Consider the following 22,268-nt stretch of genomic DNA (forward strand, 5'->3'; position numbering starts at 1 on the left):
CCGCTGGCTTCTCTGGGAGCTCGCCCGCGCGGGCACGCGGGGCGCTCCGGTCATGCCTTCAGCTGGTATCCGGCCTCTTCGACGGCGTCCTTGACCTGGGCGTCGTCGAGGGGCGCGTCGCTCGTCACGGTCACCCGGCCGCTCGGCAGGTCGACCTCGACGCCGGTCACGCCGGCGATCTGCTCGACCTCCTCGGTGACCGAGCTGACGCAGTGGCCGCAGGTCATTCCGGTGACGGTGTACGTGGCGGTGCTCATCGGGCGTCTCCCTCCGTATGTACCCCCAGGGGGTATCTTCCACGCCTCATGCTGCCATAACGTCCACCGGCGGACAACCCCTACCCCCTAGGGGTTATTCCGAGACCCCGGTCACACTCGCCAGCGTGCCTGGTGAGCGGCCGGTCGAGCCGTACGACGGTCACCGCGGGAAAGTTATCCACACCCTGTGTGCACGGCCGCCTGGCACGCACAGTCCCCGGTTTGCCCGGATTCGCTGAGGTATCGCCCCTGAAGAGCCCGCGGGTCCGCTCCGCCCCCGAGTTGTACACAGCCTTTTCCACAGCCTTCCACAGCCCTGTGGACAGCCGACGCGAAGCCATCGCGGATACCCAGATCATGCCTGCTGACTCCTAGGAGGACGAGCTGAGCCGGGCCGGTTGTCGGCGTAGCTCCGGTTCCGGCGCAACGTGTCCGCCAGGTGCTCGACGAGCACAACCGCTAAGCGGGCTCGGCGCCGTGCCCGGCCGCGATGGCCTCGATGTGGCGGGCCAGCTCGAAGTCCTTCGTGGTGATCTGGTGCCCGGCGTCATGGGTGGTGATGGCGAATCGGATCCGTTGCCACGTGATGTGGATGTCCGGGTGGTGCCCGACCTCGCGGGCCTTGGCCGCGACGTACATCGCCAGGTGCACCGTCTCGTGGTACGAGTGCTTGAACGTCCGGGTGATCGCGTTTCCCTCGCGTTCCCACCCGGGCAGGTCGGCCAGATGTTGGGTGATCTGCTCGTCCGTCAAGGGTTCGGGGATGGACACGGCTACCTCCCGGGTCAGGTGACGGACGCGATGATCTCAACCAGTTCCCGCCCGTGGGGGCTGTGCGCCCACGCCGACGCGTGCGTGGGCAACGCGGCCAGCTCGCCGCGCAGCCGTTCAGAACCGGTCTGCGTGCACGCGTCCGCGGCGCCCTCGGCGATCTCCACGACCTTCTCCGGTTCGGGGTCTGGGGCGGCGGCGAGCGCGGCGGCCTGCCGGGCCCGGAAGACCCCGGTGTCCCGCCGGTAGTCCGCCGGCTGGTCGACGAGGATCTCGTCCCAGAGCCGGACGGCGTCCGCGTGGGCGCCTGCTCGTCCATACGCGGTAGCGCGCTGGATGTCCATGTAGCGGGGTGTGCGGCGGCAGGCGTTGCCCCACGGGTGAGCATCGTCGACCCGGTCGACGAGGGACTCGGCCCGGTCGAGAACACGGTCGACGGCATCGCGGTCGCCGCTGTAGCCGTACCCATGGGCGAGGTAGACCAGGGCGAGGACCCGTACTTTGGGAGACAGGCGCCCCTCGTCGGCGAGGGCGGCGTGGGCGTAATCGATGACGGCCGCGCCGTCGCGCAGGTCTACTGCGTGCATGGCTTTGTTGGCCAGGGCATAGCCGACGAGTTCGGGGTCGCCGTGCCGGTGTGCCATGTCGAGCGCCGCGGTTCGCCAATGTTCGGACTGGTCAAGGTCGGCGGCGTCCTGGTGGAGCCACCCGAGTAGCGCGGCGTACGCGACGCCCATTTCGAGCAGGCCACGCCGGACGGGCGTGTCAGCCGTCCGTAGGAGCTGCTGGATGAGGCGGGTCTGCGCGTTGACGGTGGGGATGAGCATGTGCGGGCCGAGCCACATGTCCGCGCGGTAGTGGCCGGGCAACTGCTGGCGGAAGTAGCCGACGAGTTCGGGTGCCACAGGCCCATGGTGACCGATGCCGGACGCGGTGACGGCGACCTCGTCCGCATACTTTCCGTGGACGGTGACGCGACGGCCGACGGCCGGGGGCGTGCGCAAGGCGGCGAGTTGTCCGCCGGCGTCGAGAGCCTCGTCGAGCTGGGCGGCCATCTCGGCCGACGGGACCTGAAGGTTGCGGGCCAGCTTGGACAGGTACCCGTCGTTGCATGGAACGAGCTTGGCCAACCTGCGCTGGCTGATGCCGCGCTCGGCCATGAGCTGCCGGAGCCTCTCACCGAAGGTCATCGCATCGCCCCGTATCGCCCCGCGTTGCCCGCTGCCTGTGCTGCCTGCGCCCGTTAGGCAGCGGGCAGCACCTACCAAGCTAACGGCGCACAAGGTTTCGTGGTGGGCGAAGAGTTCCCACGACACGAAGAAGCGGCCCCGGACGGTGGACGAACACCGCTACCCGGGCCTGACTGGAAACGAGGTCCCCAACTTCGAGTTCAAGGACATCCCGCGGGACGCGCAGGACGTCCCGCGGTCGATCGCCGAGCAGATCACATGAGCCCCGCGGCCGGGACCAGCGGCGCGCATTCCGGCCGCGGCACCAGACCATGAGGCGCGCCACTGGAGGTTCGCATGACCATCACTACCGACCAGGCGACCACGGTCGCCAAAGACCCGCGTGAGCTGGTGACACCGGAGCAGTTCCGGGTCATGGTCGACGACGTCGTCACCTTCGACAAGGTCACCCGCCCCTACGCCGAGGCGGGAGTCGCGCAGTTCCTGGTCTTCATGAAGGCGTGGGGCGACACCATGGCCGAGGCCGGCGGCGACCCGCGCGTCTGGGTGAAGTTCGCGCCCTCGCCGGCCGTCGACAAGATCTGGCACCGCTCGATGATGCGGACCCGCACCTTCGCCGAGGTGTGCGACCAGGTCGCGGGCCGGTTCATGCATCACCTGCCGATCATGGACGAGGACATCCGGTCCGGGCAGGCGTCCGAGCGGGGCCTGGCGGCGATGCATGCCACCGGGTACCGCGTCGATCTGGAATGGTGGCTCGACGGGGAATCGTGCTGCCCGGAGAACTGTGCGCAGCCGCCGATGACCGCCTGAGCAGACCAGACCACGGGGACTGATCCATGCGCAGCGACTGGACCGACCTGCCGCCCGAGGTGCTCGGCGCGGTCAAGGCGCACACCGGCCCGATCCACTCGGTCGAGCCGGCGCCGGCCGGTAACCACGCCGACATCGCGGCCACCGTGCACGCCGCGGCCGGGCGGTTGTTCGTCAAGGCCGCCCGCAAGACCGGCCCGGACACCGACGGCCCGGAGGTCCGGTCGCTGCGCTGGGAAGCGGCGATCAATCCCCACGTCACCGAGTACGCCCCCCGCCTGCACTGGACGGTGGAGGCGGGGGGTTGGCTCGTCTTGGCCTTCGAGCGCGTCCAGGCCCGCCACGCCGACTACACGCCCGGCTCGGCGGACCTGGACGCTTTGGCGAAGGTCATCGACGGTCTTCAGGCCCACCCGCTCCCGCCGGTCCTGGGACATAAGCGGGTCGCGCGCCGCTGGGAGGCGCTGGCCGAGGTCTCCGCATTGGACGGGGACTCGCTGCTGCACGCCGACCTGAACCCCGCCAACGTGCTGCTCGGCGGCGGCACGGTCTACGTGGTGGATTGGACGTTCGCCGGACGCGGCGCCGCGTTCCTGGAGATGGCGCTGCTGGTGCCGTGGCTGCTGAAGGCCGGGCACACGCCCGCCGAGGCGGAGAGGTGGGCGTCCCGGTTCCCTGCCTGGACGGCCGCCGATCCGGACACCGTCGACCTGTTCGCCCGCGTCTTCGCCGAGAAGTGGCAGGCCAACATCGTCACCAACACGGAGAGCTGGGCGCTCGAACACGCTGCCGCCGCGCAGCGCTGGGCGATGTACCGGCGCGACCGGCGCTGAGCACAGCGAAGAACGCCCCCCACGCGCAGCCGACCCGGTCGCCACCGGGCGTTTCGGGCAGGCGGGTCGCCTGGTCGGTGGTTGGGGTGTCCGAACCGTGGTTATGTTGGTCGGGCGAGGGATGGAGTACTCACGATATGCCTGAGCTACCTGAGGTCGAGGCGCTGGCGGGCTTCCTGCGGGAGCGCGTGGTCGGTCATGCCATCGCCCGGATCGATGTTCTCGCGATCTCCGCGCTGAAGACCTACGACCCGCCGGTGACCTCCCTGGGCGGGCTGACCGTCACCGGAGCGTCCCGGCACGGCAAGTTCCTCGACCTGGACGTCGACGGCCTCCACCTGGTGATCCACCTGGCCCGCGCCGGGTGGCTGCGATGGCGGGACGAGATCCCCGCCAAGCCGCCGCGTCCCGGGGGCAAGAACCCCCTCGCGGTGCGCGTCCACCTGGACGACGGCTCCGGCTTCGACCTGACCGAGGCCGGGACGAAGAAGGGCCTCGCCGTGTACGTCGTCCGCGACCCCGCCGATGTGCCGGGCGTCGCGTCCCTCGGCCCCGACCCGCTGGACGACGCGTTCACCCCCGAGGCGCTCGGCGCGATCGTCGGCGGCAAGCGCACCCAGATCAAAGGGCTGCTGCGCGACCAGAAGGTCATCGCCGGGATCGGCAACGCCTACTCCGACGAGGTCCTGCACGTCGCGAAGATGTCCCCGTTCAAGATCGCCGCGTCGCTGACCGGGGACGACGTCGCGACCCTGCACGAGGCCATCGTCACCACCCTGCGCGACGCGGTCGAGCGCTCGCGCGGGCTCGAAGCCCAAGATCTCAAGGGCGAGAAGAAGACCGGCCTGCGGGTACACGCCCGCACCGGCCAGAAATGCCTGGTCTGCGGCGACACGATCCGCGAGGTGTCGTTCGCCGACTCGTCCCTCCAGTACTGCCCGACCTGCCAGACGGGCGGCAAGCCGCTAGCCGACCGCCGAATGTCCCGCCTCCTCAAGTAACCGCTTCGCACTCCGAGGATCGAACGGCACTGCCGGGCCGGAGCCCGCGCGCCGTCCGTCCGGACGTTAAGGGAGCGAGAACTCCGTGACCAGGCGGTCGATGTAGGCGGGTGCCACGAGACGGATCGTCTCTTCAGCGACGTCGCCCGTGTGCGCTTCGACGGCCAAGTCGGTGCCGGGTGTGTCGGCCCCACCGAAAAGCCGACGTAGAAGTCCGAATCCTTCGGTTGCGATGGTGCCCATGCGAGGGTCCCCGAAGAGGGAGGTGAAGGTCTCGGCTACTTCACGGATGGGAGCGGTGGCCATGATCCGATAGACATCGCCTGCGTCCTTGTTGGTGAGGCGGTCCGGGTGGGTGTGGGCCTTGGCATGACGTTCAGCGATCTTGTACGCCTTGGCGATGAGAAGAGCCGCAGGGCCGGCGACGTTGGCAGTGACACGGCGCTCATCCGCCGGATCGAGACTCGGGATCACCATTGGGGAGCGATCGACGGCGCAGGCCTCCAGACCGGTGACCGACCGTGCGGTCATTTTCCCGTGCGGAGGAATCTTGGCGCTCCTGCTTCCGGTCTTCTTCGCGAGAACCTTACCGACCAGGATGTCCAGTTCAATCGGGACGTCCTTGCCGTCGACCGGCTCGGGGCGCTCCCACAAACCTGGTTGATTGTCATATTTAAGGGTGAATCCCGCAGTTTGTAGCACTTCGTCGACGAGCGGTTGATCGTCCAACATGACAGGGTCGAGACACAGATCAGCATCGGAGGTGAAGGGGGCGGCCTGCATTGAGGCGCCGGGCGTACGCAAGTAGACCGCTTGGGCTCCAACGACGGTGAGAGCGTCCGAATGCGAGCGGAGGGCGGTCAGGCCGTCAAGTAGCACCCGCCGGGAGGCGATGACCAGCTGGTTCCGGTCGAGGCCCTCAGGGGCCTTGGCCATGTCGAACTCCTCCGCTTTCTCCGACCGGCCATGTCCTTACCGGGGCCGACCGATTGCTTTCGGTGTTCGATCCTAGGGCTGAAGGCCCTGATCACGAGGGCAATCGGTCCAACCGCCACAGAGACGTGCTTTCCTCCATGTGGCCGAGCACGGCCTCTCCCTCTGCGGGCATCCGGCCGGGGCCGGAGAGGCAGTCCAAGGCAAGCTGGCTCAAAGCAACTCTGCGGATGCCGTTGTGGTCCGCGGTACGTTCGAACACCACCGGGTCGTGAGCCCGTAGTAGAAGTACGTCGCCCCCTTTGTCGACCCGCAACAGGCCCAGTTGGTCCCCGACCTCGTCGGGCAGACGCGAACTGCCGGCGGGTAGATAGAACATCAACTGCCCGCCCACGGCCAAGGGCGCCACCGTCCGTGCGGCATATGTCCCTGTTAGGACGATCCCTTGCTTGGCCTCCTCGGAGAGTGCACGTACCGCCTCGAGCACCGCTTCGACGCCGTTCGGGGCGACCATACTCACGTAAGAGTTATGCCGCAGCAGCCTGTAATGCTCGGCGCGGGCGCGCAGAAGATGCGCCCAGTCCACAGAGGCGATGACCCGGCCGTCACGGCGAATCAGCAGTTGATCCGCCAGTGCATCCAGAAGCCGGGAGACATAGGGAAGGCTGAGACCGGCTGCGTCGGCGAGCTCCGTAGCGCGGTATGGCGGGGTGACGTCGGCGAGAAGCCGTACAAGACGGCCGGCCTTGACTCCGGCCAGAGTCGCCTTGCCCCTTCCGGTGCTTCTTGGCCAAGGGGAGCGGTTCGCGCCCTGGGTGTAGATGGTGATGGCCGGCCGCGAGACATGCAGGGACGCGTTGCGGGTGAGGTCGATATAGCCGATGCGGTGCTCGCGGAGGAGGGTCTGGACACGTGGTGAGATCCAGGGGGCGAACACCACAAGGTTCGTGTAGTCGTTCACCTGTTGCAGCAAGCTCCACTTGGGCAGTAACTGCTCCTCTACCAGGCGGGCGGAGACGCTCGACCTCAAGTCGATCATCAACTGCGTCAAGACGCTGTCGCCATCCGCCTTCACCTCGACCAGGGTGTCAAAGGGGTGATCCCCCCTCGCCTCCTGCCTGGGAGCCTGGACGGTGACCTGCCAGTCGGGACCAAGGAGGTCGCGCAAGACTGTCAGCCCTCGCTGTAGGAGCGAGTCTGGAGTCACGTCGTCGAGGCTCACCCTGCCATCTTGGCATGCATGCTCATCCAGCTCCAAGCAAACTTGCCTGGATTGCCCACTTGCCCAACTGAAGCAAGTTGGCAATCCAGGCAAGTTTGCTTGCACTGCCCACTTGTCTTTAGCGGGAAACTGGGGAGTCTGGGCAAGGTGCGCGATGGCCGGGGTGTGGGGCGTAGGGAATGGGGTCGGGGTCAGCGGACCTTGGGGACGTCGCCGAAGAGTGGTGCCACCTGGGTCCAGCGGTTCAGTTGGCAGCCGTCCTGGCGGGTGAACTTCGCGTCGATCTTCTCGCCGTCCCAGGTGCCCTTGACCGTGGCGACCTCCGGGCCGCCGTAGATGTGCGTGCACATTTGGTCCTTGGGGACGGGCTTGAACGGGTCCTTGGCCTTGGTGAGCGCCGCGCAGGCTTCGGCGGCCTTGGGATGGTCGCCGCCGGGCGGATCGCAGGTCAGGGTCCAGGACTCGGCGGGGGCCTGCTCGGAGGCCCGGACCTCGATGGTGAGCGTCTCCGCCGGCGAGCTGGACGGCTGCACGGACGTCGTGCCCGAGGGCTCGGCGGCGGGGTTTCCGTTGGCCTGTTCGTTGCCGCAGGCGGCCGAGGAGAGGAGCATGGCCAGCCCGGGCGCCACGAAGAGGAGCGTCCGATACCGCATGAGTGATTCGACGCAGGGGTGCCCGGCGCGGTTCCATGGAGGTGTGATGAATTTCGGGGACGACGTGCCGGCCGTGGTAGCCGCTGACGTTCCGCAGGACGCCTACCTGCTGGACGTGCGGGAGCAGTACGAGTGGGACGCGGGTCACGCCCCCGGCGCGGTCCACATCCCCATGGGCCGCCTCGGCGACCGCGCCGGGGAGGTGCCGCGCGACCGGGAGGTCTATGTGATCTGCCGGTCCGGGGCCCGTTCGGCGCAGGTGACCGTCGCGCTCAACCAGGCGGGGTGGCTGGCGAAGAACGTCGACGGCGGGATGAAGGGCTGGGCCGAGGCGGGACGTCCGATGGAGGGCGGCGGGGACGGCCCCCCGCATGTGGCCTGACGCGCATCCGCGGCGGCCACCAGAGGTTACTGCACGGTAGCCTTACTAAAAGGTAAGTGTGACGTGGGAACTTTCGGTGCAAGTTACCCCGCGTCGCGCCAGGTCCGGTGGCACGATTGCAGGCGTGCACCACGTCCACGATCCGATCGCGCGCGCCGTCATCGAGAGCGCCGCCGATGCGATCGTGGCCGTCGATCAACGCCACCGTGTCACCGTCTGGAACCCCGCCGCCGAGCGCATGTTCGGCTGGACGGCCGCCGAGATGGTCGGCCGGGTGCCGCCGATCGTCCCGGACGAGCTGAAGGCCGAGCACAACGCCGTGCAGGAGCGGCTGCTCACCCGCCCCGCCGGCGAGGGCGAGAGCGGGCAGATCTCGATCGCCACCCGCAGGTTCCACCGCGACGGCCGGCTGATCGACGTGCGGATCGACACGAGCCTGCTGAAGGACCCGTCCGGCACGCTGCTCGGCTGGGTCGGCGTGTACCACCCGGTGGACGAGGACGAGGTCGTCCAGCACTACATGACCGAGCGGGCCCGGCTCGTCCGCCGGCTGAACGACATCGTCGCCGACCTGAACGCCGAGCTGGACCTCGCCGTCGTCCTCGACCGGATCACCGGCGCGCTGATCGAGCTGACCGGTGCCGACGCGGGCGGGTTCGTGCGGATCGAGGGCGAGCGGCTGCGGCTGGTCAGCATGTCCGGGCTGCCCGAGCACATGCGCGGCAGGTCCGCGGAGCTGCGGCCGAGCCTGGTGGGGGAGCTGCTGCGGTCCGGCAAGACCGTCAAGCTCGCGACCGGTGAGCGGCGCCTCGGCGACCTGATCTGGTCGGAGCTGTCCGGCCTGCACACGATCGCGCTCGGCCTGTCCTACCTGCAGAACCGCCCGTACGGCGCGCTCTACGCGCTGTTCTCCGGCCGCAAGGTCGGGCACACCGAGCTGGAGCTGCTGGAGCTGCTCGCCGGGCACGCGGGCGTCGCGGTCGGCAACGCCGTCGCCTACGCGGAGGTCGTCCGGCAGCGGGCGCACGAGCGCGCCGTCATCGACTCCAGCGCGGACGGCATCGCCGTGCTCGACCACGACCTCGTCGTCCGGCAGTGGAACCCGGCCGCGCACACCATCACCGGCATCCCGCCGGAGGACGCGATCGGCCGGCCGCTGCCGTTCGACATGCCCGCGCTCGGCGAGATGCTGACGTTCCGGCTGGAGTCGGGGACGTGGCTGAACGTGCTGGCCGCGGAGATCGAGGAGACCGGCGAGCTGGTCGTCGACTTCCGCGACGTGTCGGAGGCCAAGGCGCTGGAGGAGGCCAAGGACCTCTTCCTCGCCACCACCAGCCACGAGCTGCGGACCCCGATCACGGTCGTGCAGGGGTTCGCGTCCACGCTGGTCAACCGGTGGGACGAGATGGCCGACGACGACCGCCGCGCCGCCGTCGCCACCATCGCCGAGCGCGCGCAGTCGCTCGGCCGCCTCGTCGAGCATCTGCTGCTCGGCTCCCGTGCGGGCGCCGACGAGCTGGCGGTCACGATCGAGTCGTTCGACCTGGCACGGGTGCTGACGGGGGTCGTCGCCGGGTTCCGGTCGCTGTCGCCGCTGCACCGCGTCGAGCTGGAGGTCGCCCCTGACCTGCCGCACTGCCGGGGGGACGCGATGGCGACCGACATCGTCCTCGGCCAGCTGCTGGAGAACGCGTTCAAGTACTCCCCGGACGGCGGGACGGTCACCGTCCGGGCGGTCCGCGACGGGTCCGCCATCGTGGTGACGGTCGAGGACGAGGGGATCGGCATCAAGCCCGGCGACCACGAGCGGATCTTCGAGCGGTTCGTCCAGGGCGAGGCCGGGGACCGGCGGCGGTTCGGCGGGATCGGCCTCGGGCTGTACATCGTCAAACGGCTCACCGAGGCACAGGGCGGCACGATCTCTGCACATCCGGCCCATATCGGCAATGGTGATAGATCTCACACCCAGCCGAACGGATGGGGAGGCAGTGGGCCGGCGGCCCCGCCCGCACCGCCCGCGCGGCGCCAGAGCACCCTGCTCCGCGCCGCCGACGGACGAGGACCCGCAGGTGGCGCCCGGCGCGGCGACGGCACGTGCATGCGGCTGGTCCTCCGCGCCGCCGACTGACGGCCCGCGCGCCGCCGGGCCCCGCCGCGGGCGCTTACCGCGTGGCCAGTCCGTCGCCTGTAGCGCGGTGAGACCGGTGTGACCAGGGCGATCGGCGGCCTCGATCGGTGGCAGGGTGGGCCTCTGCGGGAAAGTGCGGTGTCCGGGGGGTGTGATGGACGAAACGCGTGCGCCAGGAGTAAGTCCGCCGCCGGGTGGATAGATCCTTTGATGGCCGCCGATGGTGACGGGATTCCGATCCGGGGGTGCTCGCCGTGACCCGAAGCGTGATGAGTCGTTGTGCAGGTGGCAGACTGATTCGTTCGTGTTTCCGGTCGGTACCCAAAGGGCATTTCGGTCGTACTGGAAGAGCGATGACGGGAAGCGTCCGAGCAAGCGGAATCTCGGGGAGGTGAGGGCGTCGAGCGTAGTACTGCTGCCCCACGCACCGTCCAGCGTCGCGGTCGCCCGGCGGCGCCTCAGCTCGGAGCTGATCGACTCGGGCGTCTACGACGCCGTCGTCGATGACGCGACCGTCATCATCAGCGAGCTCATCAGCAACGCGCTCCGGCATGCCCGGCCGCTGCCGTCCGGCCAGGTCAAGGTGCGCTGGCGGCGCCTGGAGGACGTCCTCGAACTGGAGGTCAGCGACGGCGGCGCCATGACCGAGCCGCGCCGCGGTCCCGGGACCCTGTCCTCGCTCGGCGGGCGCGGGCTCGGCATCGTCGAGACGCTGGCCGACGGCTGGGGCGTACGGCACGAGGAGGGCTCCACCACGGTGTGGGCGATCCTGCGGGCGCCCAGCACGTCCGCTGACTGCGCGGCGCACGCGCCGGACCGCGTGCAGGCCGTCCCCGACCTCTCCGAGTGGCCCGACCTCCTGGACGAGCCGGACGACGGCTTCCACGACCGGAGCCGCACGGCCACCAGCAGGGCGTTCCCCGCCTGACCGGCCCCCTGCCGCCGATCAGACCTCGTCGCGCGGCAGCGGGCGGGACATGCACCGCGGCCCGCCCCGCCCGGTCTCCGGCTGGCCGCCGCTGATCCGGATCACCGCGATGCCGGCCGCCTCCAACTGCGACCGGATCGACCGGATCGGCGCTATGTCAGGATTCGTCCGTGACCGGCCGTCCGGCGGCGCTCCCGCTGCATCTCACCTCGGCCACGCTGCTGCGCGTATCGGCCGAGGGCGTCGCGACCGCGCTGGTCCTGACCGTCCAGGCGCGCACCGGCAACGCCGCCACCGCCGGATACCTGCAGACCGCGATGACGCTCCCGTACGTCCTGAGCGGCCCGCTGATCGGACACGCCTTGGACCGGGTGGGCCGGCCCCGCCGCGCCGCGGTCGTGCTGGCGCTCGGGTACACCGCCGCGACCGCGGTGCTGCTGGCGATCGCGGGCCGGTCGCCGATCGTCCTCGCGCTGCTCGTCGCGGCCGTCATCGGCGTCACCGAGCCGATCGTCGTCGCCCTGACCAGCCTGCTGCCGCGGTTCGTCCCGGCGGGGCGGCTGTCCCGGGCGTACGGGCTGGAGGCGTCCAGCTACAACCTGGCGGGCATCGCGGGCCCCGGCCTCGCCGCCGGGCTCGCCTCCCTCGCGGGCGGCCAGTACGCGGGGGTCGCCATCATCGCCGTAGGCGCCCTCGGCCTCCTGACACTCCCGCTCCTGCCCTTCCCCGGCCCGCCTCCCAGCACGGACACAGGCCCGCGCCCGGACACCGGCTGGTTCCGGATGATCACGGGCGGGCTGCTCGTGCTGGCCGAAATACGGGTGCTGCGCGCGCTGACCGTCGCCACGACCCTCGCCTGGATGGGCTTCGGCGGTGTCGCGGTCACGGCGGTCCTGCTCGCCGAGCACATCGGCGCGGCGCCGAGCGCCGGCGGCCAGCTCCTCGTGGCGCTCGCGATCGGCTCGCTGGCCGGCTCGCTCGCGTCCAGCCGCTGGCTGACGCCGAAGCACGGCGAACCGGTGATGATCGCCGGGCTCGTCGCGTTCGGCGCGTCGCTGGCCGCCCTCGCGGCGGCGCCGTCGCTGCCGTGGGCGACGGCGGTGTTCGTCGTCGCGGGCGTCTGCGAGGGGCCGGTGTTCGCCGCCACGCTGATGCTCCGGCAGCGCGAGTCGCCGCCGGAGCGGCTGGGCCAGGTCAACACCACCGCCGGCAGCCTCAAGATCGGCGCTTCCGCGGTCGGCGCCGCGCTGACCGCCGCGTCCGCCGCGGCGATCGGCCCGGTGGGCCTGGTGCTGGCGATCGCCGGCTTCCAGTTCGCGGGCGCCGCCGCAGGGTTCCTGCTGCTGCGCGTTCCCGCAGGTCGAAAACCCGTCGACGGGACGAAGGACGCTTCGTAGTCTGCAGGCATGTTCTTCGCGGCCGGCATCCCGACGCTCGCAGGCGACGCCCTGCTGAGCGCGATGCCGGCCGCCTTCTCGGCAGTCGCAGCAGCAGCAGCCGTCGTCGCCGACGACGGCGCGCGACGCTGACCCCTCTCCGTCCCACCCTTCCGGAGAACCAGCGGAGGGGGGTGGTCAGGAATGCGCATGCACGCGCATGGGTTCTCACCGGTCCCACCAGTGAGGACGAGACAATGGCCAAGCAGCTGTACGAGCGCGGCAAGCCCCACCTCAACATCGGCACGATGGGGCACGTCGACCACGGCAAGACGACCCTGACCGCGGCGATCACCAAGGTGCTCGCCGAGCGCGGGACCGCGTCCGCCGTGCCGTTCGACCGCATCGACCGCGCGCCCGAGGAGCGCGACCGCGGGATCACCATCAACGTCGCGCACGTCCAGTACTCGACCGCGACCAGGCACTACGCCCACATCGACATGCCCGGCCACGCCGACTACGTGAAGAACATGATCACCGGCGCGGCGCAGGTGGACGGGGCGGTGCTCGTCGTGTCCGCGCAGGACGGGGCGATGCCGCAGACCCGCGAGCACATCGTCCTGGCCCGCCAGGTCGGCGTCCGGCACATCGTGGTGGCCCTCAACAAGGCCGACATGGTGGAGGACGCCGAGCTGCTCGACCTGGTCGAGCTGGAGGTGCGGGAGCTGCTGTCGGAGTACGGGTTCCCCGGCGAGGAGATCCCGGTCGTCCGGGTGTCCGGCCTGCGGGCGCTGGAGGGCGACCCGTACTGGACGGCCCGCATCGGCGACCTGCTCGACGCGATCGACGCGTACGTACCGGTCCCGGCGCGGGTGCTCGACAAGCCGTTCCTCATGCCGATCGAGAACGTCCTGACGATCACCGGGCGCGGCACCGTCGTGACCGGGGTCGTGGCGCAGGGCCGCGTCCGCGTCGGCGAGGCCGTGGAGGTCGTCGGGCTCGGCGAGTCGTTCGGCACGGTCGCGACCGGGCTGGAGACGTTCGGCCTGTCGATGGACCACGCCGAGGCGGGCGACAACACGGCGATGCTCCTGCGGGGCGTCAAGCGGGACCAGGTCCGCCGCGGCCAGGTGGTCAGCGCGCCGGGCGCGATCCGGCCGCACCTGCGGTTCCGGGCGCGCGTCCGGGTGCTGACCGCCGACGAGGGCGGGCGGAGCAGGCCGTTCTTCCACGGGTACAGGCCGCAGTTCCACTTCCGCACCACGGACGTGGTCGGCGACATCGACCTCGGCGGCGAGGGCGGCATGGCGATGCCGGGCGACTCGGTCGAGATGACGGTCGAGCTCGGCAAGCCGGTCGCCATGACCGAGGGCCTCGGCTTCGCGATCCGCGAGGGCGGCCGGACGGTGGGCGCCGGCACGGTCACCGAGGTGCTCGGCTAGCGGGACGGGGGCCCGGCGGGATCACTCGCCGGGCCCCCTGCTCGTTGGGGGAACTGCCACGTCCGGGGCGGCCAATCGTGAAATGACCGACTGGTCGCGAATCGCTGGCGGCGGCGATCTTGTTGTGGTGGAATGCCGCTGTCATCCCCCGCTGGCATCCCCCGATGGAGACCGTGTGCGATCCCCCCGCGCCCTGATTCCGCTGTTCTCGGTCTGTGCGGCCGCCGCGGTCGTCACCGCCGCCGCCACCGGCGCCGGCATCGAGGACATACCGGGCGGCGGAGACTCCGCCCACGCCGACGGCGCCGTGGCCCATGCCGACGGCACCGAGGCGGGCGCCGAGTTCGTGACGATCAACGCCATGACCTGGAACGTCTGCGGGGACGCCGAGCCCGGCTGCCCGCTCGGCACGGACCCCGCCGGCCTCGGCAAGAAGATCGTCCAGCGGATGAAGGCGACCGAGGTGGGCGGACGCACGGTCAGCACGAACGCCGTCCTCCTCCAGGAGGTCTGCGAGGGGCACGTCCGCACCTTCAAGAAGACCCTGGGCAAGTGGAGCTGGGCGTTCGCGCCGCTTCCCAAGGGCCCCTCCTGCGTCCAGGGGCAGGGTCGTCTCGGCGTCGCCATCGGCACCGACGCCGAGCTCACCCACGCCGAGGACACCGAGCTGCCCGGCCCCGCCGACCGGGCCCCGCTCGCCCTGTGCGGCGACGTCCCGTCCTGGACGACCCGGGTCTGCGTCACCCAGCTCGACCCCGCCGACGGGGACGACTGGCGCCGCAAGCAGGCGGGCGCCCTCGTCGACCTCGCCGGCCCCGGCCGCGTCCTCGTCGGCGGCGACCTCGCCGACGTCCCGGACAGCCCGTCCCTCGACCCGCTCTACGACGCCTACGCCGAGTGCGACCAGACGGGCTCGTCCCGCACCGGCGCCAACACCCGGCAGGACTGGCGGGGCACCGCCGTCGACAAGACCGACTACCTGTTCACCACCCGCTCGGCGGCCGTCTCCTGCAGCGTCCCCAACACGCGCACCGAAGCCTCCGACCACCGGCCCCTCTCGGCCGCGGTGAGGTACCGCCCCTGACCGCACGGCGGACGTGATCGCCGACATGAAAAGGGCGCCCCGGGGTCCGGGGCGCCCTTCTCGTTCACGGGACTAGTGGACCGCTCGGTCCTGGCCCTCCCAGTACGGGTCGCGCAGCTCGCGCTTGAGGATCTTGCCCGTGGGGTTGCGGGGGATCTCGTCGCGGCGCTCGACCGAGCTCGGGCACTTGAAGTGGGCCAGCCGCTCGCGGCAGAAGTCGATGATGTCCTGCTCGGGGACGTCCTCCGACAGCACGACCAGCGCCTTCGGGGTCTCGCCCCACTTCTCGGACGGGACGCCGATCACCGCGCAGTCGGTCACCGCCGGGTGGCTCATCAGGACGTTCTCGATCTCGGCCGGGTAGATGTTCTCCCCGCCCGAGATGATCATGTCCTTGACCCGGTCGTGCATGTAGAGGTAGCCGTCCTCGTCCAGGTAGCCGACGTCGCCGGTGCGGAACCAGTTGTCGTCGGACAGCGCGGACGCGGTCGCGTCGGGCAGCCCCCAGTAGCCCTTCATGTTCTGCGGGGTCTGGCAGACGATCTCCCCGACCTGGCCGGCCGGCACCTCCTCCTGCGTCGCCGGATCCACGATCTTGAGCTTCGTGTTGGCGTTGGGCACCCCGGCGCTGCGCAGCCGGTGCGTGTTCGGGCCGTCCGGGTCGTGGTCCTCGGCGGGCAGCATGGTGATCGCGCCGGTGACCTCCGTGAGCCCGTACACCTGCATGAACTCGGTGCCCGGCAGCATCCGCATCGCGCCGCGCAGCACGTCCTCGCTGATCGGGGACGCGCCGTAGAGCAGGAGCTTGAGGCTGGACATGTCCGCCTCGCCGACCTCCGGGATCAGCTGCATGAACTGCAGCAGGACCGGGACGAGGAAGATGTGCGTGACCTTGTGCCGCTCGATGCCCTTGGCGATGAGCGTCGGGTCCGGCTCGCGGGCGATCACGCCGGCGAGGCCGTTGTAGATGGTGGAGACCGAGAGGACGTTGCCCGCCACGTGGTACATCGGCATGGCGATCATGAGGACCGACGACTCGTCGATCTCCCAGACGTCGTTGGTCACCGTCAGGGCCGCGAAGAAGTTGTCGTGCGTCAGCATGACGCCCTTGGGGCGGCCCGTGGTGCCCGACGAGTAGAGCTGGACGAAGACGTCCGAGGAGGCGGGCTCGTACTCGGGCTTCGTGTCCGGAGCGGCGTCGACCCAGGCCGCGTAGTCCTGGTGGCCGGTGTCCCCGGCGTCGATGACGACGCTGAGGCTCGTGTACTCCAGCTTGTCGGCGATCGCCTCCAGGACGGGGACGAACTCGGGGCCGACGACGAAGACCTTCGCCTTCGCGTTGTTGACGATGTAGGCGACCTCGTCGGGCGCCAGCCGGTAGTTCACCGGGACCTGGACGGCGCCGACCCGCGCCGCGCCGAACAGCACCTCGGCGTACTCCAGGGAGTTCTTGTCGAGCACGGCGACCCGGTCGCCCTGCCCGACGCCCGCGCCCGCGAGGGCGGAGGCGACCCGGTCGGCACGCCGGTCGAAGTCCCCGAAGCTGATTTCGGTATCGCCCGCGATGTACGCGATGCGGTCGGGATGCGAACTCGCGCGTTCGCGCAGTACCTCGGTCAGAACCGCCACGATTAGGCCCCTTCGCCGATAACCGCCTGTTTAGCCTGGTTGTCCCGGCATCATGCGGCCATCGGCGGTGCCCCGGCAAGAGGGCTAAGGCACTTCGCTAGTTACTTTTCGACATCTTGGACACCGCGGTCACGGCAAGTACCACCAGCACGGCGACGAACCCGATGAAGAAGAAGAACTTCATCATCGCGAAGATCGACCCGATGACGGTCATCACCAGCCACACAGCGAGAATCACACCGAAAACGGTCAACACTGTCTTACCCATGCCTTCACCGTATGCGCTCGGCCCGCACAGGTCATCACCCTCGGGGACGACCTTGCGTCTCCCATCCGCCCACCGCAGGACGGAGCCCCACCCTGAGTCGGCCCGGGGACGTCCCCCACGGCACGGCTTTGCGGCGAGTCCTGCGCAGTGCCGGCCGTCCCAAAGCGGCTGTCCCAATGCGGTCGTCCCAAAGCGACCGTCCCAAAGCGGCTGTCCCAAAGCGGCCGGCCGCGAGGCGTCCGGTCGGGCGGTGCCGGGGCGGGTCAGGTGCTCAGGGTCTCGTCTATCGCGCGGAAGGTGGGGCAGGGCCAGCGGGCCATGCAGGCGCGGCAGCGGTGGATGGGGGCGGCCGGGTCGCTGGTGATGCCGCCGGACTCCTGGGGCCGGTGCAGGTCGAGGAGCCGGACGCCGAGCTCGGCGAACATGATGACCTCCTCGCGGGCGCCCGCGAGGAAGGAGAGGTCCTCCCGGGACAGGCGCGCCTTCACCGGGACGACGCCGCCCTTGTTCATCAGGCGGGAGAGGTACTGGGTGGACGTCCGCCACGACGTGGCCTTCGCGGAGCGGGTGCGGATCGCTTCCAGGCGGTCGCGAACCCGGGTCTCGCGCGGATCGGCCTGCCGCTCATGCCGCTGCTGCACCTGCCCAGCCTCCCCTATCCGCGGCCCCCGCGAGGCGGGAACCGGGAGAATCCCGGACCGGCCCCGGGCCCCGCCACCGGCGAGATCGCGACATCACGGTGCGTAGTTCTCAAAGCGTGTGGACTGCCCGCGCGGCGACACGCCCATGCCGCAGGGGACTTGGGCAACTGTCTGGCCCGCGGGCCGTTCCCGAGATAGTGTGCCGGACGTGGAGCTAAACGTCTCGACCACGTCTCAGGAGGATCACGCCGTCGTCACGGCGGTCGGTGAGCTGGACCTGTACACCGCGCCACGGCTGCAGGCGGCCCTCGCGGGGCTGCTGCGCGAGGAGGTCGACCGCATCGTGGTCGACCTGAGCGGCGTCGAATTCTGCGACTCGACCGGCATGAACGTCCTGCTCGCGGCCATGAAGCGGCTCAAGGAGCAGGGCGGCTCGCTGGAACTCGCCGCGCCGCGCCCCGCCGTCAAGCGCATCCTGCAGGTCACCGGGCTCGACACCGTGTTCACCGTGAACGACGCGGCGCCCGCCATGGACGCGGGCTGACCCGGTCCGTCCGGCATCGTCCGTAAGACCGCCCACCGGCCGGCGCCGGGGGCGGTCCCTTTCGGTACCCCCGGTGAAGGCGGCCCGTCCCGCGGATGACCGCGCCGGAAACGGGCCCCGGCGTTCGCGGCGGCGACCCCCGCGGGCCGCCCCTCCCCGGCTACGATCGCGGATATGCAGGACGTAGCGGTGATCATCCCGGCCAAGGACGAAGCCGACCGCATCGCGGCCACCGTCAAGGCCGCGCAGGAACTCCCCGGCGCCGACCTGGTCGTGGTCGTCGACGACGGCTCGTCCGACGACACCGGGCGGGTCGCCCGCGAGGCCGGGGCGCGGGTCGTCCGGCACAGCCGCAACCGCGGCAAGGGCGCCGCGATGGAGAGCGGCGCCGAGGCCGTCCGGCTCCTCGACGACGGCCGCGAGCAGCCCCGCCACCTGCTGTTCCTCGACGCCGACCTCGCCGAGACCGCACGGGACGCCGCGCCGCTCACCGAGCCGGTGCGGTCCGGTGCGGCGGACATGACGATCGCGGTGTTCACCACGACGGTGAAGCTCGGCGGGCACGGGTTCGTCGTCCGGCTGTCCCGCGACGGGATCCGCCGCGCCACCGGCTGGGAGGCCACCGCCCCCCTCAACGGGCAGCGCTGCCTGACCCGCGCCGCGTTCGACGCGGCGCTGCCGCTCGCCGCCGGGTTCGGGGTCGAGACGGCGCTCACCATCGACCTGCTGCGCCAGGGCTTCCGCGTGCGGGAGGTCGAGGTCCCGCTCGCGCACCGCGCCACCGGAACCGACCTGCGCGCCCAGCTGCACCGCGCCCGGCAGTTCCGCGACGTCGCGCGGGCGCTCGCCGTGCGCGAACCCGCGGTGACCCGCCGCCTGGACCGCCTGCGCGGCAACCGCCGGTGACCCGTCTCGGGACGGGCGGGCTGTGCGGCATCGCCGTCAGCCTCGGGTGCTTCCTCGCCACCTCGCTGCTGGGCCCGTCCGTGTTCCAGCCGAAGCTGGGCGGCGGCGCCGCCGAGCCGCCGTACTCGCTGGCGGTCGGCCCGTCGCCGTACCTGGTGATCGGCCTGGTCGTCGCGGGCGTCCTGTTCGGGACGGCGGGGCTGGGGCTGTGCCTGCTCGCCGTCCGGAAGGGGTGGCGCGTCCGGGCGTTCCCGCTGGCCATGGCCGGGCTGCTGGCGGCCGTCGCGTTCATGATGATGCCGCCGGTCGGGTCCACCGACCACCTGAACTACGCGTCCTACGGGCGGATGGCGGCGACGGGGCACGACCCGTACGACACCAGCGCGGCCGAGCTGTCGCACGACCCCGTCGCCGGGGCGCCCGAGGAGTGGCGCACGACCCCGTCGGTGTACGGGCCGATCGCCACGGGCGAGCAGGCGCTCGCCGCCTGGATCGGCGGCGGGTCGGTGCGGCTCACCGTGTTCGTCCTGTCGGTCGCCAACACGCTCGCGTTCGCGGTGACGGCACTGCTCCTCTACCGGACGGCCGGTAGCGCCGAACGGCGGCTCCGTACGGTCCTGCTGTGGACGTGCAACCCGCTCGTGCTGTTCCACCTGATCGCCGGCGCGCACAACGACGTCCTGGCGATCGCGCCCATGGTGGCGGCGCTGGCTCTGTTCAGCGCCCGCCGGCCGCGCGCCGGGTGGCTCCGGGCGCTCGCCGCGGGCGTCCTCACCGGGATCGGTGCGGCGATCAAGCTGCCCGCCGCGCTCGTCGCCGGCGGCCCCGCCTGGGCGCTGCTGCGCGGCGCGGGGCCGGGCCGGGTGCGGCGCTCCATCGCCGGGCTGGCCGCGCTCGCCGGCGGTGCCGGGGCCGTCGCGGCGCTGTCGTACCTGCTCGCCGGGCCGCACGCGTTCGACCAGGTCCGCGAGGCGAGCGGCATGGTGTCGTTCGCCACGCCCTGGCACCTGCTGGACGAGTGGTTCGGCCGCGGTGCGCGCCGCGACGTCATCAAGGCGGGCGCGCTGATCCTCGGGCTCGTGCTGTTCGTGCTGCTCGCCCGGACGCTCCCGAAAGAGGAGCTCCCGGACGGGACGGACGGGGAGCACCGCCGCATCGCCGCGGCGTTCGTCCTCGCCTGGCTGTTCGCCGCCCCCTACGCGCTGCCCTGGTACGACGGTTTCGGCTGGGCGCTGCTCGCGCTGCTGCCCTGGACGCGCGTCGACTGGCTCCTGCTCGCGCACACCGCCGCGCTCAGCCTCGCTTACCTACCGGCTCGCGCACCCGCCCGGATCAGCCTGCCCGACGACCTGTCGTGGCTGTTCACCTTCGTTCGGCCGACGGTGATTCCGTGGACGCTGGTGGCGATTCTGGCTGTTCTGGTGGTGCAGAGTCTTCGTTTCTCAGGTCGATCTCCAGCGACCGCACGCCGGCCGCGAGCATCAGCGGGGTCGCCAGGCTGAGCGAGACCGACAGGATCACCACGCCCGAGTCGTTCACCAGCATGCCGATGACGCCGACCGTCAGCGCGGAGATCAGCGCGGGACGCATCGTCACGCTGTGCTCGTAGGCGCGCTGCAGCAGCGACACCCGCCACCGCGTCGGCCGCGCCAGCACGAAGAACAGGAACACGACCGCCGCGGCGACCGCCAGCGTGTACGGCCAGTACCCGAGGCTGTTCAGCATGGCGTCGAACTTGCGGGCGACGACGCCCCACGCCTGGCCGTCCATGAGGTCGCGCCAGAAGCGGCCGAGGTGCGTCGGGTTGGCGCTCCTGGAGTTCAGGTAGGAGATGAACAGCACCAGCGCCGCGCCGGCGAGCGCGAACGGCACGAGCGTCAGCGGGGAGACGCGCCGCCCCATGACCATCAGGCCGAGCACGGCGAACGCGGGGACCATCGCCAGCACGCCGCCGAAGTCGCTGCCCCACGCGGGAAGGCCGTCCACCGCAATGGAAGCCGCCCCGAGCACCACGACGACCGCGAGGGCGAGCCGCCTGCGCCCGGCGCGCAGCGGGTACTCCGACAGCCACGCCGCCGTCAGGATCGACGCGACGGCGAACAGCGAGAACGCCTGGTTGCCGAACCCGTAGAAGCGCCCGGCGACGAGCGCCGTGTACCCCATGAGCGTGTTGAGCTGCAGGTTCGACCCGGTCATCACGTCCAGCGCGAGGACGGACGCGGTGATGCCGGTGATCACCAGGCCGGGCGCGAACAGGGACCGGCGCCACGGGCCGGCCAGCGACAGCCCGGTCAGCAGCCCGGCGAAGCCGAGCACCGTGCAGATCAGGACCGGGGTCGGATGCTCGGCCCGCCACCACGGCAGCAGCCCGGCGAGGAACGACGCGCCCGGTGCCGCTCCGCCGAGCAGCGCGATCACGCGGGTGCCGCCGAGTATCCGCGCCCGCGAGCGGCGGTCGCCGCCGAGCCGCCGCAGCGCGAGCGCCGCGATGCCGTACAGGACGAGCTGGGTCGCGAAGAGCACCCAGTAGAACGACGTCTGGACGGTCCGGATGCCCTGCGCGGCGACGTCCTGGTCCTCCAGGGCCTCGACGCGTTCGACGGTGGTGTCGGCCGACGGCTCCGCCTGCCAGACCGACCCGACGGCCTGCTTCGGCTGCGGCAGCCCGAGCAGCTTCAGCGCCGTCGCGGTGATGTCGGTGAGCGTGACCAGGCCGTCCTGCCGGGTGGCGCCGGACGTCATGTAGCCGGGCCCGTAGGCGATGCCCCCGCCGTCGCCGCCCGTGGCGATGGCGACGCGCAGGTGCGGGTCGACGCCGATGTCGGACAGCCCGGCGAGCAGGACCGTCGTCCCGGCCGGGAGCCCGGCCATGACCTGCCCGACCCGGCGGTCGGCGGCGGCGACGGCCGCGGTGCGCACGTCCTCCGACAGCGGGATCTGCTCGCCGTCCGGGTCGACGCCGGCGTCGAGGTAGGCGCGGAACAGGTCGTCGACGTCGACGGCCGCGAGCGGGCAGCCCGCCCAGTCGGCGGCGGTCGCCCGGTCGGGGGACGGGACGTACCGGTCGACCCGCCCGGCACCGTCGCCGAGCCCGAACACCGCGCCGGGCCCGACCGCCAGCGTGCAGCCGCCCGCCCGCTGGACCGCGTCGCCGAGCAGCCCGATCTGCGCGTGGTAGTTGGTGCCGGCGTTGTCGCTCTTGATCGCGGGCCAGCCGGGAGCGGCGGCGCCGCCCTCGGGCACCGGGGCGGCGGGGGAGTCCTGGCC

General features: G+C 71.2%; 23 protein-coding genes. 12 read left to right on the forward strand and 11 right to left on the reverse strand.

Annotated features, from left to right (window positions below; genetic code table 11):
• Window positions 1-50: 50 nt before the first annotated feature.
• The 3 genes from E1200_RS06150 to E1200_RS06160 all read right to left on the reverse strand — a co-directional run bounded on the left by E1200_RS06150 (window position 51) and on the right by E1200_RS06160 (window position 2,218).
• Complete coding sequence (locus tag E1200_RS06150; protein ID WP_131950817.1) at window positions 51-257, reverse strand: heavy-metal-associated domain-containing protein; 207 nt, start codon at window positions 255-257, stop codon at window positions 51-53.
• A gap of 459 nt (window positions 258-716) precedes the next feature.
• Window positions 717-1,028, reverse strand: coding sequence for a 4a-hydroxytetrahydrobiopterin dehydratase (locus tag E1200_RS06155; RefSeq protein ID WP_131950818.1), 312 nt, complete (start codon window positions 1,026-1,028; stop codon window positions 717-719).
• Window positions 1,029-1,042: 14 nt separating this feature from the next.
• Entirely contained in the window at window positions 1,043-2,218 is a 1,176-nt protein-coding gene (locus tag E1200_RS06160) for a helix-turn-helix transcriptional regulator (RefSeq protein ID WP_131950819.1), read from the reverse strand.
• A 336-nt stretch (window positions 2,219-2,554) separates the two neighbouring features.
• Between E1200_RS06160 and E1200_RS06165 the strand changes: the two genes are divergently transcribed.
• The 3 genes from E1200_RS06165 (at window position 2,555) to E1200_RS06175 (ending at window position 4,865) form a co-directional block, all read left to right on the forward strand.
• Entirely contained in the window at window positions 2,555-3,031 is a 477-nt protein-coding gene (locus tag E1200_RS06165) for a hypothetical protein (protein ID WP_131950820.1), read from the forward strand.
• A 26-nt stretch (window positions 3,032-3,057) separates the two neighbouring features.
• Entirely contained in the window at window positions 3,058-3,864 is an 807-nt protein-coding gene (locus E1200_RS06170) for a phosphotransferase (protein ID WP_131950821.1), read from the forward strand.
• A gap of 137 nt (window positions 3,865-4,001) precedes the next feature.
• Window positions 4,002-4,865, forward strand: a complete 864-nt coding sequence (locus tag E1200_RS06175) for a DNA-formamidopyrimidine glycosylase family protein (RefSeq protein WP_131950822.1) — start codon at window positions 4,002-4,004, stop codon at window positions 4,863-4,865.
• 66 nt (window positions 4,866-4,931) lie between these two features.
• Here the strand turns inward: E1200_RS06175 and E1200_RS06180 are convergent, their stop codons facing one another.
• The 3 genes from E1200_RS06180 to E1200_RS06190 form a co-directional block, all read right to left on the reverse strand.
• On the reverse strand, window positions 4,932-5,801 hold the full coding sequence (locus tag E1200_RS06180) for a hypothetical protein (protein WP_131950823.1): 870 nt from the start codon (window positions 5,799-5,801) through the stop codon (window positions 4,932-4,934).
• A 91-nt stretch (window positions 5,802-5,892) separates the two neighbouring features.
• Window positions 5,893-7,020: a helix-turn-helix domain-containing protein gene (locus E1200_RS06185; protein ID WP_131950824.1), complete on the reverse strand. Its 1,128-nt coding sequence runs from the start codon at window positions 7,018-7,020 to the stop codon at window positions 5,893-5,895.
• Window positions 7,021-7,211: 191 nt separating this feature from the next.
• Window positions 7,212-7,649 carry an SSI family serine proteinase inhibitor gene (locus E1200_RS06190; RefSeq protein WP_243708373.1) on the reverse strand — a complete coding sequence of 146 codons (438 nt, stop codon included), beginning with the start codon at window positions 7,647-7,649 and terminating at the stop codon, window positions 7,212-7,214.
• 70 nt (window positions 7,650-7,719) lie between these two features.
• On the opposite strand from E1200_RS06190, the gene E1200_RS06195 reads away from it, so the two are divergent.
• From E1200_RS06195 to E1200_RS06205, 3 genes are all read left to right on the forward strand, one after another.
• Window positions 7,720-8,055 carry a rhodanese-like domain-containing protein gene (locus E1200_RS06195; RefSeq protein WP_131950826.1) on the forward strand — a complete coding sequence of 112 codons (336 nt, stop codon included), beginning with the start codon at window positions 7,720-7,722 and terminating at the stop codon, window positions 8,053-8,055.
• Between the two features lie 115 nt (window positions 8,056-8,170).
• Window positions 8,171-10,183, forward strand: coding sequence for a PAS domain-containing protein (locus E1200_RS06200; protein ID WP_131950837.1), 2,013 nt, complete (start codon window positions 8,171-8,173; stop codon window positions 10,181-10,183).
• Window positions 10,184-10,574: 391 nt separating this feature from the next.
• Window positions 10,575-11,111 (forward strand): ATP-binding protein, encoded by a 537-nt coding sequence (locus tag E1200_RS06205; protein WP_131950827.1) that lies wholly within the window; start codon window positions 10,575-10,577, stop codon window positions 11,109-11,111.
• A gap of 18 nt (window positions 11,112-11,129) precedes the next feature.
• Here the strand turns inward: E1200_RS06205 and E1200_RS35160 are convergent, their stop codons facing one another.
• Window positions 11,130-11,237, reverse strand: coding sequence for an arginine deiminase family protein (locus E1200_RS35160; RefSeq protein ID WP_279484043.1), 108 nt, complete (start codon window positions 11,235-11,237; stop codon window positions 11,130-11,132).
• Between the two features lie 44 nt (window positions 11,238-11,281).
• Between E1200_RS35160 and E1200_RS06215 the strand changes: the two genes are divergently transcribed.
• The 4 genes from E1200_RS06215 to E1200_RS06225 all read left to right on the forward strand — a co-directional run bounded on the left by E1200_RS06215 (window position 11,282) and on the right by E1200_RS06225 (window position 15,013).
• The gene (locus tag E1200_RS06215; RefSeq protein ID WP_131950828.1) at window positions 11,282-12,508 is read left to right on the forward strand and encodes an MFS transporter; all 1,227 of its coding nucleotides are present in this window, start codon (window positions 11,282-11,284) and stop codon (window positions 12,506-12,508) included.
• Window positions 12,509-12,517: 9 nt separating this feature from the next.
• Entirely contained in the window at window positions 12,518-12,640 is a 123-nt protein-coding gene (locus E1200_RS35165) for a hypothetical protein (RefSeq protein WP_279484044.1), read from the forward strand.
• 104 nt (window positions 12,641-12,744) lie between these two features.
• Window positions 12,745-13,929, forward strand: coding sequence for an elongation factor Tu (gene tuf, locus E1200_RS06220; protein ID WP_131950829.1), 1,185 nt, complete (start codon window positions 12,745-12,747; stop codon window positions 13,927-13,929).
• A 175-nt stretch (window positions 13,930-14,104) separates the two neighbouring features.
• Window positions 14,105-15,013, forward strand: a complete 909-nt coding sequence (locus E1200_RS06225) for an endonuclease/exonuclease/phosphatase family protein (RefSeq protein WP_131950830.1) — start codon at window positions 14,105-14,107, stop codon at window positions 15,011-15,013.
• A gap of 72 nt (window positions 15,014-15,085) precedes the next feature.
• Here E1200_RS06225 and E1200_RS06230 read toward each other — a convergent pair whose 3' ends face one another.
• The 3 genes from E1200_RS06230 to E1200_RS06235 all read right to left on the reverse strand — a co-directional run bounded on the left by E1200_RS06230 (window position 15,086) and on the right by E1200_RS06235 (window position 17,551).
• Complete coding sequence (locus E1200_RS06230) at window positions 15,086-16,642, reverse strand: long-chain-fatty-acid--CoA ligase (RefSeq protein ID WP_131950831.1); 1,557 nt, start codon at window positions 16,640-16,642, stop codon at window positions 15,086-15,088.
• A 97-nt stretch (window positions 16,643-16,739) separates the two neighbouring features.
• The gene (locus E1200_RS33535) at window positions 16,740-16,880 is read right to left on the reverse strand and encodes a hypothetical protein (RefSeq protein WP_165950214.1); all 141 of its coding nucleotides are present in this window, start codon (window positions 16,878-16,880) and stop codon (window positions 16,740-16,742) included.
• A gap of 293 nt (window positions 16,881-17,173) precedes the next feature.
• On the reverse strand, window positions 17,174-17,551 hold the full coding sequence (locus E1200_RS06235; protein ID WP_131950832.1) for a hypothetical protein: 378 nt from the start codon (window positions 17,549-17,551) through the stop codon (window positions 17,174-17,176).
• A gap of 208 nt (window positions 17,552-17,759) precedes the next feature.
• Between E1200_RS06235 and E1200_RS06240 the strand changes: the two genes are divergently transcribed.
• Entirely contained in the window at window positions 17,760-18,095 is a 336-nt protein-coding gene (locus tag E1200_RS06240) for an STAS domain-containing protein (protein ID WP_207933203.1), read from the forward strand.
• 174 nt (window positions 18,096-18,269) lie between these two features.
• Complete coding sequence (locus E1200_RS06245; RefSeq protein WP_131950834.1) at window positions 18,270-19,001, forward strand: glycosyltransferase family 2 protein; 732 nt, start codon at window positions 18,270-18,272, stop codon at window positions 18,999-19,001.
• A 1,362-nt stretch (window positions 19,002-20,363) separates the two neighbouring features.
• On the opposite strand, the gene E1200_RS34670 is transcribed toward E1200_RS06245, so the two are convergent.
• The coding region (locus tag E1200_RS34670; RefSeq protein WP_243708374.1) for a hypothetical protein at window positions 20,364-22,268 on the reverse strand (1,905 nt) is incomplete at its 5' end.

The organism is Actinomadura sp. GC306, from assembly GCF_004348665.1.
In the GTDB taxonomy this organism is placed as follows: Bacteria; Actinomycetota; Actinomycetes; order Streptosporangiales; family Streptosporangiaceae; genus Spirillospora.